The organism is Flavobacterium sp. WC2430 (assembly GCF_040822075.1).
GTDB lineage: Bacteria > Bacteroidota > Bacteroidia > Flavobacteriales > Flavobacteriaceae > Flavobacterium.
Genome location: NZ_CP162007.1, coordinates 2,246,447 through 2,259,693 on the forward strand (window position 1 = coordinate 2,246,447; position 13,247 = coordinate 2,259,693).

Annotated in this window: 9 protein-coding genes; 1 reads left to right on the plus strand and 8 read right to left on the minus strand. The window is 34.0% G+C overall.

Annotation, left to right across the window (positions count from 1 at the left end; genetic code table 11):
• Window positions 1-170: 170 nt before the first annotated feature.
• From AB3G36_RS09865 to AB3G36_RS09895, 7 genes are all read right to left on the minus strand, one after another.
• Window positions 171-1,223, minus strand: a complete 1,053-nt coding sequence (locus tag AB3G36_RS09865) for a proline iminopeptidase-family hydrolase (protein ID WP_367752248.1) — start codon at window positions 1,221-1,223, stop codon at window positions 171-173.
• 22 nt (window positions 1,224-1,245) lie between these two features.
• On the minus strand, window positions 1,246-3,021 hold the full coding sequence (locus AB3G36_RS09870) for a long-chain fatty acid--CoA ligase (protein ID WP_367752250.1): 1,776 nt from the start codon (window positions 3,019-3,021) through the stop codon (window positions 1,246-1,248).
• 184 nt (window positions 3,022-3,205) lie between these two features.
• A complete protein-coding gene (locus AB3G36_RS09875) occupies window positions 3,206-3,631 on the minus strand; it encodes a hypothetical protein (RefSeq protein WP_367752252.1) in 426 nt (141 codons plus the stop codon).
• A gap of 64 nt (window positions 3,632-3,695) precedes the next feature.
• Complete coding sequence (locus AB3G36_RS09880) at window positions 3,696-5,978, minus strand: GH92 family glycosyl hydrolase (RefSeq protein WP_367752254.1); 2,283 nt, start codon at window positions 5,976-5,978, stop codon at window positions 3,696-3,698.
• Window positions 5,979-6,369: 391 nt separating this feature from the next.
• A complete protein-coding gene (locus AB3G36_RS09885; RefSeq protein WP_367752256.1) occupies window positions 6,370-7,089 on the minus strand; it encodes an NAD(P)/FAD-dependent oxidoreductase in 720 nt (239 codons plus the stop codon).
• Window positions 7,090-7,239: 150 nt separating this feature from the next.
• The gene (locus AB3G36_RS09890; RefSeq protein WP_367752258.1) at window positions 7,240-7,752 is read right to left on the minus strand and encodes a hypothetical protein; all 513 of its coding nucleotides are present in this window, start codon (window positions 7,750-7,752) and stop codon (window positions 7,240-7,242) included.
• A gap of 282 nt (window positions 7,753-8,034) precedes the next feature.
• Entirely contained in the window at window positions 8,035-8,355 is a 321-nt protein-coding gene (locus AB3G36_RS09895; protein WP_367752260.1) for a GYD domain-containing protein, read from the minus strand.
• 381 nt (window positions 8,356-8,736) lie between these two features.
• On the opposite strand from AB3G36_RS09895, the gene AB3G36_RS09900 reads away from it, so the two are divergent.
• Complete coding sequence (locus AB3G36_RS09900; RefSeq protein WP_367752262.1) at window positions 8,737-9,564, plus strand: alpha/beta hydrolase family protein; 828 nt, start codon at window positions 8,737-8,739, stop codon at window positions 9,562-9,564.
• A gap of 249 nt (window positions 9,565-9,813) precedes the next feature.
• Here AB3G36_RS09900 and AB3G36_RS09905 read toward each other — a convergent pair whose 3' ends face one another.
• The gene (locus AB3G36_RS09905) at window positions 9,814-13,089 is read right to left on the minus strand and encodes a T9SS type B sorting domain-containing protein (protein WP_367752264.1); all 3,276 of its coding nucleotides are present in this window, start codon (window positions 13,087-13,089) and stop codon (window positions 9,814-9,816) included.
• Window positions 13,090-13,247 lie beyond the last annotated feature (158 nt).

Consider the following 13,247-nt stretch of genomic DNA (forward strand, 5'->3'; position numbering starts at 1 on the left):
AGTTAAGTTTAATGAGATGCTTCCTTCGTCAGCACGACAAGATGGGCGATAACCAGCTCTACGAAATGGTGTAAATAACTAAAATATAGCATGGTGTCTGGATTCACTTTCGAACAAAACCATAAAAAAACCACGAACAGTAATTCGTGGTTTTTTGTAATATAACTTTTCTAACCCTTCTTAAACTCCCCGCTATCGACATCTTTCAAGAACTTAATCACGCCTGGAAAATAGGTTTTAGGATCATCGTATTGTGAAAGGTGGCTTCCGTTAGGGCAAAATAGAAAGCGTCCGTTTTGTACTTCGTTAGCAATCCATTTCATGTGTTCAGGATCCATGGTGTCGTATTTAGATCCTATGGATAGGGTAGGGACAGTCAATGTTTTTAATCGATCCTTGACATCCCAATTTTTTAAAGATGCATTTCCTGTGATGCCAAATTCACTGTGCCCTTGCATAAACACATACACCTCTGGATTGATGTGCTTGAAACAACGGTTGATGCTTTCTGGCCAGTCTTCCAGTGGCATTCTTAAAATGTGTTGGGTGTAATAATATTTAAAAAGCAGTTCACTGTATTTAGGATTGTCAAAATCGTTGTTGCTTTCCATATCCTGCAATTGCTTTAGGATTTTTGGGTCCATTTGTGGTGCCAATACGTTTTTTGCGTACGCATTATATTCAGGAGCGCTAGCCATCATGTTAGAGATAATCAAGCCTTTTAAGTTTTTTTGGTATTTCAAGGCGTATTCCATCGCTAGGATGCCACCCCAAGATTGTCCCATCAAGTAAAAATTAGTATTGTCTAATTTTAGTGCTTTACGTACTTGTTCTACTTCTTCTACAAAGCGCTCATTCGTCCATAAACTAGTGTCACTGGGTTGGTCACTGTAATACGAACCGAGCTGGTCGTAGTAAATGTATTCAATGCTTTCGTTAGGGAAATAACCGTCAAAGGATTCATACAGTTCATGGGTTAATCCAGGACCGCCGTGCAACAGCAAGACTTTTATTTTAGGATTGTTGCCCACCGTTTTTGTCCAAACCTTAAAAGTACCTTTTGGAGTTTGTATCGGAATCATTTTAATGCCTCCCGTCAACTGATCGTCTCGTTTGGAGAAATCCAAATAATTTGCTTTTATCGCATCTTCCTTTGGTTTTTCTTGGCAATTAGAAAAAAAGAACACACTTATTATCGCGCAAATTAGGACTTTTAGTTTCATAATGAGATCGTTTTACAAAAGGTTAGTTGTAGATTTTGTCAAATAATAGTTTGTACATTTGCATGACTATTTTTCTTTTCAATTTTAGCGTTGGAGTCAGTTGTCCGCCTTCCACTGACCAAACATCGGGTGTTAATTCAAAACGTTTTATTTTTTCCCAATTTCCAAACTTTTCATTCAAAGTGTCAATTTCCTCTTGTATGCGTGCAATGACATGCATGTTTGAAATAATTTCTTCGTTGGTTGTTCCAACATTTATTTTATGAATAGCAGCCCATTCTTTTACAAAATCAAAATTAGGTTGAATGAAAGCGCCTGGCATTTTTTGCCCATCTCCAATCACCATTATTTGATCAATGAAACGGGATTGCTTCATCGTGTTTTCAATAATTTGTGGTGCTATATATTTTCCTCCAGAGGTTTTAAACATTTCTTTTTTACGGTCAGTAATGCGTAAGAAACCGTCTTGGTCAAACTCACCAATATCACCAGTATGGAAATACCCATCAACGATAACCTCATTAGTCAGTTTTTCATCTTTGTAATAACCTATCATCACGTTTGGACCTTTGCAAAGGATTTCTCCATCTTCGGCAATTTTTACGTCTACATGGTCAATTACTTTACCTACAGTTCCTACTCTGAAACCATGATTTCTCATGTCATTTACGGAAATTACGGGAGAAGTTTCAGTCAATCCGTATCCTTCCATCACGGGGATTTCGGCAGCAGCAAAAATGCGGGCCAATCGGGTTTGTAAAGCAGCACTTCCTGAAACCATTAAATCTAGATTTCCACCCAAACCTTCTTTCCATTTGCTGAAAATTAATTTGCGGGCAATCTTCAGTTGGAACTCATACCAAGCGCCATTGGCACCATACGGTTCAAAACGCAATCCTAAATCAATTGCCCAGAAGAACAATTTCTTTTTGATTCCGGTAAGTTCTGATCCTTTGGCATATATTTTATCGTACACTTTTTCCAATAGTCTTGGAACTGCAGTGATTACTGTAGGTTGTACTTCTTTAAGGTTGTCACTAATTTTGTCAATCGCTTCACCAAAATAAACTGAAACACCATAATATTGATACAAATACAAAATCATGCGTTCAAAAATATGGCAAATAGGCAAGAAGCTTAACGCCCGACTTTTCCCAGCTTCAAACGGAATTCTTGAAGCGCTATCCAGCACATTTGAAACAATGTTTTGGTGCGAAAGCATCACCCCTTTAGGTCTTCCAGTTGTCCCAGAAGTATAAATTATAGTAGCTAAATCAGTAGTCTTTACATTGTTTTTGCAAATTTCAACTTCGTCTTGATTGCCTTGGTCTTCGCCAATTTTCAGTAATTCATTGCAGTTTTTACAACCTTCAATTTCGTTAAAAGAATACACTTCTTTTAGATGGGTTACTTTGTCCTTGATTAAATTTACTTTATGAAGCACTTCTGCATCAGATACAAAACAATATGTGGCTTCAGAATGATTTAAGATGTATTCATAATCATCTTCGGAAATCGTTGGGTAAATAGGAACAGTTTGTGCACCCGTTTGTAAAACTCCAATATCAAGTATATTCCATTCGGTCCTATTATTCGAAGAAATAATAGCAATTTTATCGTCTTTTTTAACTCCTAACTTTAGTAATGCTCTTGATATACTATTGGCTTTGGCAATGTATTCTTGTGTAGACGTTTTTACCCAAACTCCATTTTGCTTTGTTACTAAAGCATCTGGAATTGAAGTGTATTTATCTTGCTGATAATAAGGAAAATCAAAGAGTCTGGTTATAGAAGTCATTAATAAAATTATTGAATTGATTCGCAAATTAAATAAAAAAACAGTATAATTTTTGTTTTTAAATAATTAATTAGGAAAAATAAATTAGAATTATCAAATTTAGCGAAATCGTTTTCTTAAAATGCGATTTAAGCTGTTGATTTAGAGTTGCAAAGTCGTTTTTGGAGGTTTTGTCCAATAAAGATTAATCTACATAATCTTTACTACGATCTCCTAAAATGAACATTTTCTTCTTTTGAAAATGGATAGAAAAGTGCGCGTATGTCCAATTTCCATCTGTTTCTGCTTTGTTTTTATACCATAGCGAATACACGGCATAATTAAATCCCTTCTGGTATTTGGGCGTTCCATTTTCAAAACATTCCATTCCCCAATCCATATTAATTTTGGATAAATCACTCAATTGAAAAACCCCAGTTCCATCCGGATTTAATTGCACCAATGGCTCGGCATCTCCATTTAAAAGGTAGGTTCCTGTTATGGGATAATCAATATTTGTAGTGATGTAATGCGCACCGCCTTTCGCCATTATTTTTTCGACTTTTTGAGCAAATGTAGGAGTTGCAAATAAGAGTATTGATAGGAGTAGTAAGTTCGCTGATTTTGCCATTTTAGGAATTTGTTTAAAGTGGTATTATTGTTATTATTATTATTATTATTATTATTATTATTATTTATTTTTTAGGCTTTGAACCCATGTAAAAAGTAAGCGTCCCTCCATCGGTAATTGATTTGTGTTTTAGCACAAAATCTGTTACTGTTTTTCCGTCTAAAAGTACTTTTTGAACGTATACATTTTTTGGACTTTGATTGATCACATTCACCTTGAATTGGTTTCCGTTTTCCAAAGTTAGAACGGCATTGTTTACTAATGGAGAACCAATAGCATACTCATCAGAACCTGGAGCTACAGGATAAAACCCTAGTGAAGAGAAGATATACCAAGCACTCATTTGTCCGCAATCGTCATTACCGCCTAAACCATCTGGACTAGGTTTGTATTGCATATCGAGAATTTTTCGAACTTGAGCTTGCGTTTTCCATGGTTGGTTTGCCCAATTGTAAAAGTAAGCAACATGATGTGCGGGTTCATTTCCATGGACATAACCACCTATGATACCTTCTCTTGTAATATCTTCGGTATGTTCGAAAAAAGAATCGGGTAAATGCATGCTGAATAAAGTGTCTAATCGAGCAGCAAATGTTTTTTTACCCCCCATTTTAGCAATTAAAGTAGCGGGATCTTGCGGTGCAAAAAAGCTATAATTCCAGCTGTTTCCTTCTATAAATCCTTGTCCTTCGGTACTCAAAGGATCAAATTCTTTTTTAAAGGTTCCATTGGCCATTTTGGGTTGCATGAATCCAGTAGCGGCATTGTAATTGTTTTTCCAATTTTCAGAGCGTTTTATAAACTCATCGTAGACCGCTGTTTTATTCAGTTTTTTTGCAATTTGTGCAATACACCAATCGTCATAAGCATATTCTAAAGTGTTGGAAACCGATACCCCGCTTTTTTCGGCAGGAATATAACCCAAATCCATATAATAGCCAATACCTTCATAATTGCGGTGTTTTGCTGTTGTAATACAGGCTTCAAGAGCTTGGTTTTCATCTCCATTATAAACGCCTTTTATAATAGCGTCTGCAATTACGGATACACTGTGGTAGCCACTCATACACCAATTGTCATTGGAATAATGAGACCAAATAGGCAACATATGCAAAGCACTTTGGTCGTAATGTGCTACCATCGATTTAACCATATCGTTATTCCTTGATGGCTGAATAATATTGAAAAAAGGATGCAACGCTCTATAAGTATCCCATAACGAGAATGTACTATAATTAGTAAAACCATTCGCTTGATGCACATCTTGATCGAGGCCTTTGTATTGTCCGTTTACATCCGTATAAACTGTTGGGTTGATGAACGTATGATACATGGCAGTGTAAAAATTTACCTTAGTGTCCTCGGATGCAGTGATGGCAATTTTGTTTAATTCTTTGTTCCAACTGGTCTGCGCTTGTGCTTTTACTTTTTCAAAATTCCAATCTTTGATTTCAGCTTGCATGTTTTGCAATGCATTTTCTTGACTCACTGAAGATAAGGCAAACTTGATTTTAATTATTTCAGCTTCTTCCGTTTTGAAATCAAAATACATTCTTATTTTTTTTCCAGCTATTTCAGGGAAATTTTTTAATTGATCGAATTTTCTCCAAAAGCCTCTGTACGCTTGTTTGTCATCATAATTTTTTTGCCCGTATTCGGTAAACGGTTTAGAAAACGACATCGCAAAATAAACAGTACGCGTTCTTGCCCAACCATTGGTTTGGCGATATCCCGTAATCAAAGTATCATTTACCACACGTACGTACGTCCACACGTCTTTCTCGTCGTAATTGTAAATTCCTGCCATCAAATCCAGTATAATATGACTTTCATCCGATTTTGGAAACGTATATTGATGCATTCCCACTCGCGTAGTAGCGGTCATTTCGGCCAGAATGTTATCATCGTCTAATTTTACTTTATAATAACCTGCTTCTGCCACTTCATTAGCATGCGAATAGGAGGAACGATAGCCACTTTTAGGATTAGCAGCTGTTCCTGGATTCAATTGTAGTTTTCCTTGAGTTGGCATGATTAAAAAATCCCCTAAATCCGAATGTCCTGTTCCGCTCAAATGCGTATGGCTAAAACCAACAATAGTTTTGTCTTCGTATTTGTAACCCGCACAATATTTATACACATCACCATTGTATTTTCCGTTTATTTCGTAGGAGATAGTATCCGTTTCTGGACTTAATTGTACTGCTCCAAAAGGAACCGTAGCACCAGGGTAGGTGTGTCCCATTTTCTCGGTACCGATAATTGGTTTTACATATTGAATTAAATTTTGTTGGGCTTGGGAGACAAAAGAAAGGATTAATAAGGAGAAAAGAAATGTCTTTTTCATAGTCTATTTTCTTGGTTGAATGGAGGTCGTTTTTTGTAAATATGGGATTCTTTTCAAATCTAGGGAATCCTATTTTTTTGAGCAACTATTAGCGTATAAAAAAAAGACTTCAAAACAGAATAGCCTGTCCTTAATAGGATAATATCTTCAGCTAAAAAAAAACAGCTATTTAGATATGTCGTATTTTTGTAGTAGATAATTTCTGTTTAGTCGTGCAGTCACTAATTTGATAGCTTGGCCCAATGGCATCAAAAACATAGCAGTTTTCCAAGCTTCCGTCTATGACCAACGAAATGGTACACGAGTTTGATACCCATTAATTAGTATTAAGAATGGTATTACTAAACAGATTTTGTTTATAGAATAAAAAAGCGCTTTAAATGAATTGAAATTATGGCATAGCATTGAGGTGACGGGCAAGATGCACACCCATGCTAAAATAAGATTGAAGGAGATAGCCTCCAGTAGGAGCATCCAAGTCTAGCATTTCTCCAATGCAATAATGATTTTTCATCATTTTCAATTGAAAATTTTCATCTAAGGCATTCAATTTAATGCCACCCGTGGTAGAAATGGCTTCGTCCAATAGGGCAGAACCAGTGATTTCTATAGGAAGTTTTTTGATGTTTTGTGCCAAAAGTTCTGGATTCAGGTAGGTTTCTTTTGACAAATAGATTTTCAACAGCCCAATTTGTGCAGGGTTCAATTTGAGCTCTTTTTGTAATTTTTGGCTCGTCTTTTTTAAGGTTGATTTTTTGATCTTCTGAAGCACTTCATCATAAGTTAATGTTGGTTTTAAATCCAGAAATACAGTAGCCTTTTGCTGATTATTAAGCTCATTGCGAATTTGCGGACTGATTGCATAAATGGCATTGCCCTCTAAACCGAAACGGGTAATTACCATTTCACCTTTTTGACGTTTATCGCCGCAGCTAATAGCTATATTTTTAAGGGGATGCCCTTCAAAGGCAGTGATGAAATCGATATTCCAGTTGACTTGGTACGCACAATTGGAGGCTTTAAAAGGGACAACTTCAACGTCTTTTTTATGGAATAAATCCAGCCAGATGCCATCAGATTCTCCTCCAATAATTGAGACTGATTTCTTCACCCTGCAAAAATACTCTTTGTGAAAGGATTAAAGACGTTTTCCTTTTTTTATTAGTTACAGCCAAACCAAAACGGGAATTAAACTAGTGCGATTTCGTTTGTATGTAGTACAGTTAATTCAGAATTGTATGCTACACCTGTACTACTTTAGTTACTTTTTCTTTTCTTCATTGACAATCAATTTCAAAGAGTTAATATAATCAGTGTCAAATTCTATAACTCTTATTTTGTTTAGCTTAAAACTCATTTCACCGTCAAATTTCCCTTCAGTTCCCAAAAAATCGATGATCAGTTCTTTTTCGTCTATTTCAATAAGTTTACCAAGATAAACTGCTTTATTAGATTTTTTTGAAATTTGGAAAATCTCGTGCTTAATTGCTAGATAATTTATAATTGAAGGTAAGTCATTAAGTGGAATTATTTCCTCAGCACTTGTTTTTAAACCTTTAAGCTTAATTACCCTTTCTGTGAATTCATAATCTTCATCTTGAATAATAGACTTTACATTTTTATTTTTCAAAATCGTGTACCCATCAATTATAAAATCAAAAGGATTGTTCTTGAGCAGTATCCAATCTTCAGTCCAGTCAATTAAAAAACCAGTAAAGATTTCTTTTTGATCTTCAAAAACTATTGAAATTAATTGACGCAAATATTTTTCCATAATGTTTATTAAGTTTCTAGAGTATGTTACTATCAACGATACCGAACCACTATCCGCTTTTGGCCTTACAAAGAGGAATGTTTTTGGTTAAACGAAAATACGATAAAAAACGGTAATTCCACAAAATTTCCAAATGGCTTAAGAGAAGCCGGATTCAATACAATACTTTTTTAACAAACCGGTTTACGAGCGCTACACCCTCTTTTCAAAAGGAAGCTGGTCCTCATTGCAAATGAGAACCAGAGGGATACTTTTTAAAATTCGGAAAAATTAATGTGAATATCAGCTACCAGGAGAAATATAGCTCACAGATATTTTTGTTGCTTTATCCACTTCTTCTGGAGTAATCAGAATTGTAGTGGAAGTAGATACCAATCCAGAAGAGTTTATATTTAATGAAACTGCAGTAGCAACCGTGGTATCAGGCACGTCTGCAATTACATAAACATCCGTGTCGCCAAAGGCAAAATAAAAGGCTTCCATTTTTCCCCCTAAGTCAGTAATCATTTTTTCAATGACTTGCTTTCTATTGGTACCACCTACCTTGAGTAATCCTTTGACTCCTGCTGAAGTATAAGATGCTTTAATTAAAATCTTTTTCATTTTATTGTATTTTAGTCTTCCTACTCATTTGGCTTTTCGGTTCCGCCCCGTTTTTTTAGCGGTTTCTGGACTCCACTTTTTTTATTTTAATTAGCATAATAAAATGATTTGAGGTATATTTTTTTAAACTTGTTTATAGCGGTACTGTGCCTTTTTGTGTTTTAAGTAATTGATAATTAGTATTTTATGATATACTAAAATACAATAAAAAAACGGTAACTTCTACGAAATTATAAATAGTTTAAGATGTGATTGTGGTTCGGTTAGTATATTGGTTTTCTTGATACTGAATATAAAATCCTAGTAGTTGATTGTAGTATCTTTGTGGCTTTCTATCAAAAAATTTCGAACCATATGCTACTTTTATAAAAGGATTGACTTATGAAACAGGAAGGGATATATACAGGCGCCGAAGGTAAATTAGCGGGCTACGATATTCAATATACACCAAACCAAAAGCGACCTCTGATTGTGTTTTGCCATGGATTCAATGGATTTAAAGATTGGGGCGCATTCAACTTGATGGCGGATTACTTTTTGCAAAAGGGATTTCAATTTGTGAAATTGAATTTTTCTCACAACGGAACATCTCCTGCTCATCCTTTGGATTTTGTGGATTTAGAAGCTTTTGGGACTAATAACTTCGAAAAAGAACTCGAAGATATAGGGTCTTTGTTAGTTCATCTAAAAAAGGAAAGTTTTGCAGATAGCATCGATTTTGATAAACTGTTTTTGATTGGTCATTCTAAAGGTGGAGCAACGGCTTTGGCTTATACTTTATCCCATCCTGAAATTGTTTCTTGTGCCACCTTAGCAGCAGTGCTCGACCCAGTAGCGCGCTATGGAAAGAAGAATGATAAGCTGTGGAAAGAAAACGGTGTGAAATTTGTCGTTAACGGAAGAACAAAACAAAAAATGCCACTGTATTATCAATTGGTTGAAAACACACAGAAAATAAAAGAGAAACTGGATCTCCGAAATTTGCTGAAAGGGTATAAGCGAAAATTTTTATTTGTCCATGGTGTAAAAGACGAAGCGGTTCCTGTAACAGAAACTAATTTGGTAAAAAACCTGCCCAATTGTACCGTCTCCATTATTGAAGATACCAATCATGTTTTTGGTGCTTCGCATCCATATACAAGTACTGATTTACCTACTGATTTACAAAATGCCCTGAGCCAAATCGCAAAATTCTTTGAATCAGTATGATGGTTTTGAATAAGAGGTTTTACAAGTAAACTTGTCATTCAAAAGAAGGAGGTATCACATCAAGTAGCTCCAAACACCTTAGATTTATGTAGTCAAGTAGATGAATTATACACAGTATATGAAACTGTGCTGTTGGTGAATTATCCGCGTTGCAACGCTCTGTTTTGTTGTTTAATTGAAGTAATTATTCGATTCAATCGAACGATAGATTAATTGAGTAAGTTAATAAACTGGCTTTTTTAAAACAGATTATCTTTTTAGTGAAAAATGGCCTTTAAAATTCCTGCCATTTCCCAATTCAACTGTAAACCAATAATCTGAAGCAATCAAATTTTCTCCATTGAAAGTGCCGTCCCATCCAATATCACTATATTGTAGCCTCTTTAGTAATTTTCCGTATCGATCAAAAATACTTGTAATTGAATTAGGGAATTTTTCAATTCCTAATATATTCCAATAATCATTATATCCATCATTGTTTGGAGTGAAAAACTTTGGATAATCTACTAGTATAGCTTCTCGTTCATCAACACCACAACCTTGTTTATCTCTAACTTTTACTACATATACTCCTCCTGATATGTTATGAAAAGTGTTGCTGTCTTGAAAATTATTTCCATCAATTGCATATTCAAAGTCACCATTTGTAGAAGTTATTATTTCGATAAAATTCTTATCTGAAAGATCTTGAATTTTAATTTCGGTAATTTTTGGTAAAATGGAACGAATTAGATTAAACGAAAATGAATTTTCACAAGATATTCCATTACTTATTTTAGAAACTCGTAAAGTATATTTTCCAGCTTCTACTAGATTAGCCTCAAAGGAATTAGAAATTATAGAGTTATCTTGAAAACTCCATTCCCAAGAATCGAAATTTAAATCAGTTGTTATCTTTAATGACGGTTCTAAATCACATAAAAAATATTCTTTTTCTAAATTTATTTGTGGTAACTCATTTACAACAAATTTAAAATTTGTTTCTGAAAAGCATAATGAATTTAATTGATTCTCAATTCTAGCAGTAATAGTTTGAGACCATGGAACAGTATTTTTATAATCTATAGGTAATGGGCTTGGTAATTTATTTCCATTTTCATCTAAATAGGATATAAGTAAATTAGGTTGATTTCCTATGAGTTCACTTTCTATTGTTGAAGTGTCAAAATGTGAAAAACCGTTACCTTCATCGCAAGCGTATAAAGTATTAGGTTGAATAATAGTTGGTTTAGTTGAAGTGATTAAATTTAAAAATGTCTCTGAATAACAATTTGTTTGAGGATTTGTGACTCTTACCGTTATAGTTTCTTGATTTGGTTTACTGTTAGTAAATGGATTTGCTAATGGACTTGGAAGTTGATTTCCATTAGTGTCAAAATAAGTTACTTTCATTTCAGTTTGATTTCCTAAAACAGTTGATTCTATATTTGAAGTATCAAAATATTCTGAAATGCCGTCATTATTATCATCACATCCAGTTATTTCTTTTAATGAATTTGCTATTGGTAATGGGTTTACAATTAAATTAAAGGTAGATTCATTATAGCAATTCGTATCGGTATTAATTGCTTTTACTTTTATGGATTCCTCATTAGCAATTAAATTACTAATTGCATTTAAAGGAGATTGTATTTGCTGACCATTTTCATGATAAAATTCAACTTTTATATTGGTAGCAGTTCCTATAATAGAATTCTTTAATTGTTGTAAATTAAATGTAGCAAGACCATCAGTGTCATTATCACACACAATTAAGTTTAAAGCTTCTGATAAATCTGGTAATGGATTTACAATTAAATCGAAAGTGGTTTCAGAGTAGCAACAAAAGTTGTCTTTATGAGATACTCTTACTGTTATTGTTTCTCTATTTTTAGTGGTGTTTGTAAATGGATTTGGTAGTGTATTGTATTTAGTACCTTTGCCATCTATGAAAGTAACAACTTTATCAACTTGCCCTCCTAAAACTTGCTGCGTAACTAGCGAAGTATCAAAAGAAGATGAAAATCCAAGGTTATTGCTTTCCTCACAGGCATAGATATTATTAATTCCATATGCTTTAGGAGGTTCTTTAGCATCAATTATTTCCGTTAAAACTTCCACTGTTCCGTCTTTACCAGTAACTGTAGCGGTAATAGTATATTTTCCATCAACTGAAAAATCATGAAAAGGAGATAAGTCTATAGAGGTATTATTAATTCCTGAAGCAGGATCTCCAAAATCCCAACTAATTGACGCAATTTTAGACTGATCATCAACACTGAATTCCTTTAGAAAATCTGAGCAGATATTTGAAAAATTCATTTCAAAATTATTCGTAACATGATTTACATTTCCAGTGACGTTAATATAAAAATTAGCATTTGGAAACCCAAATTCGGCAGTTGAAACATATTTATCTCCAGCTCCAGTCAAAGTAGTACATCCTCTTTGCCAAGAAACATCGTTATCTTGTACAGTACCAGCAATAAAAGCTACACTATCTCCATATTCAATTCCTTTTTTAACTTCAATCAAAATCCGTTCTACATCTTTTGGAATTACAATTGGCGTATCAAAATCTACTTGTATAATTTGAGAATTATGATAAATATATGGATCTAGGGCCTGAGTTTGACTACTTCCTATCAAATCTGTTTCAGAAAAAGAACCAGGAAAAGAGTCATCTATTTTATAAATGTTAAAGGTAACATTTGCTAGCCAGCCCGTTTTATTAATTCCAACTTGCCCTGATTTAATTACGAATTCTTCATTATTCGATATACCAAAATCTTTTAAAGTAAAAGCCCGTGCCCAATATATATAAGTTGAGTTACAAGAATAGATATCAGTTTCAACTAGATCATCACATACGTTATGAGAAAGCCTCGTGATTGAACCTGAACTTTTAACATTAAAAACTTCTCCTGTCACATTGATGTAAAAATTCGCATTTGGAACGGGAATGGTTAAATCAGTAGTTGGTGCTAAACCATGATTTGGATCACATCCAAAATACCAGGATTCGCCAGTGTCTTTTTCAGTACCAGCTATATAGACAGCTCCTGTAGCTGGATTATAAATGTCTTTATACTTTTCTACTGAGACCATAATTCTTTTAACTCCGGCAGGAACAATAATGGGTTCATCAAAATTTACTTCAACAATTTCAGGAGCACCAGTAATTAATGGCGATTGTGCAATACCACGTCTTCCAAGTATCGTGGTAGGATAAATAGAATAGGAATAATTGGGAAAATCTTCATCCAGACTGTAAACAATACACTGTAAAGTAGATCCAATATCAGATTTACTTAGTCCAACTTGTAATGATTTAATCATAAATTGTTCATTTGCCGCTATTCCAAAATCAGATAGTGTAAATACTCGTGACCAACTCTCATCTCTATCACAAGAATACATATCTGTCTTAACAAGTGTTGTTCCAATATTATTAGTTAATTTTATTTGGGCTTCAATAGATTGAAAAGACAAAAAAAGTAGAAGTAAAGCTACAGTATTAAATGTTTTTATTTGAGTTATTGTCATTCCTATTTTTGTTGTTTTTTAGCTTGTCGCTAACTAGTATATATTAATTATTTTATAGAGTGTTTACAACCATAATTGAGTAGATCTTCTTTGATAATTTGCGTATTTAAAGTAAATATATAAATAATATTTTTATTACAAATTATCAAAATAACTTT

Bases quoted from the DNA above. Each gene is read 5' to 3' on its own strand.
- AB3G36_RS09870 (WP_367752250.1), bottom strand. From the start codon at position 3,021: ATGACTTCTATAACCAGACTCTTTGATTTTCCTTATTATCAGCAAGAT.
- AB3G36_RS09890 (WP_367752258.1), bottom strand. From the start codon at position 7,752: ATGGAAAAATATTTGCGTCAATTAATTTCAATAGTTTTTGAAGATCAA.
- AB3G36_RS09895 (WP_367752260.1), bottom strand. From the start codon at position 8,355: ATGAAAAAGATTTTAATTAAAGCATCTTATACTTCAGCAGGAGTCAAA.
- AB3G36_RS09905 (WP_367752264.1), bottom strand. From the start codon at position 13,089: ATGACAATAACTCAAATAAAAACATTTAATACTGTAGCTTTACTTCTA.
- AB3G36_RS09865 (WP_367752248.1), bottom strand. From the start codon at position 1,223: ATGAAACTAAAAGTCCTAATTTGCGCGATAATAAGTGTGTTCTTTTTT.
- AB3G36_RS09875 (WP_367752252.1), bottom strand. From the start codon at position 3,631: ATGGCAAAATCAGCGAACTTACTACTCCTATCAATACTCTTATTTGCA.
- AB3G36_RS09900 (WP_367752262.1), top strand. From the start codon at position 8,737: ATGAAACAGGAAGGGATATATACAGGCGCCGAAGGTAAATTAGCGGGC.
- AB3G36_RS09880 (WP_367752254.1), bottom strand. From the start codon at position 5,978: ATGAAAAAGACATTTCTTTTCTCCTTATTAATCCTTTCTTTTGTCTCC.